At 38.8% G+C, this 430-nt stretch carries 1 pseudogene; it reads right to left on the minus strand.

Features of this window, described 5'->3' with window-relative positions:
- Positions 1–430: pseudogene (locus tag BBI01_RS14775) on the minus strand (glutamine--tRNA ligase); the annotation flags it as partial.

Here is a 430-nt window from a genome sequence, read left to right on the forward strand (position 1 = left end):
TGTTACAGATTCAGGATTGATGAAGTTTAAGAAGTCTACATCTTTTTCCGCATCCGGTTGTTCAACGGTAAACAGTTTATCGTAAATTCTTACTTCCACCGGAATCGCATGTTTTGCGGATACCCAGTGTAAAGTTCCTTTTACTTTTCTTAAACTTTCTTCTGTACCACTTCCTGACTTACTTTTTTCATCATAAGTAGCATAGATGGCCGTGATTTCTCCGTTTTCATCTTTCTCTACCCTTTCCGCCTTAATGATATAAGCTGATTTTAGACGGACTTCCCCACCCAGTTTCAGTCTGAAGAATTTATTGTTCGCTTCTTCTTTGAAGTCTTCACGTTCAATATATAATTCTCTGGAAAAAGGGATTTCCCTTGTTCCTGCATCTTCCTGTTCCGGATTATTTTCGGTCTCCAGCCATTCTTCCTTA

The sequence above is a fragment of the Chryseobacterium artocarpi genome (genome assembly GCF_001684975.1).
Taxonomy (GTDB): domain Bacteria; phylum Bacteroidota; class Bacteroidia; order Flavobacteriales; family Weeksellaceae; genus Chryseobacterium; species Chryseobacterium artocarpi.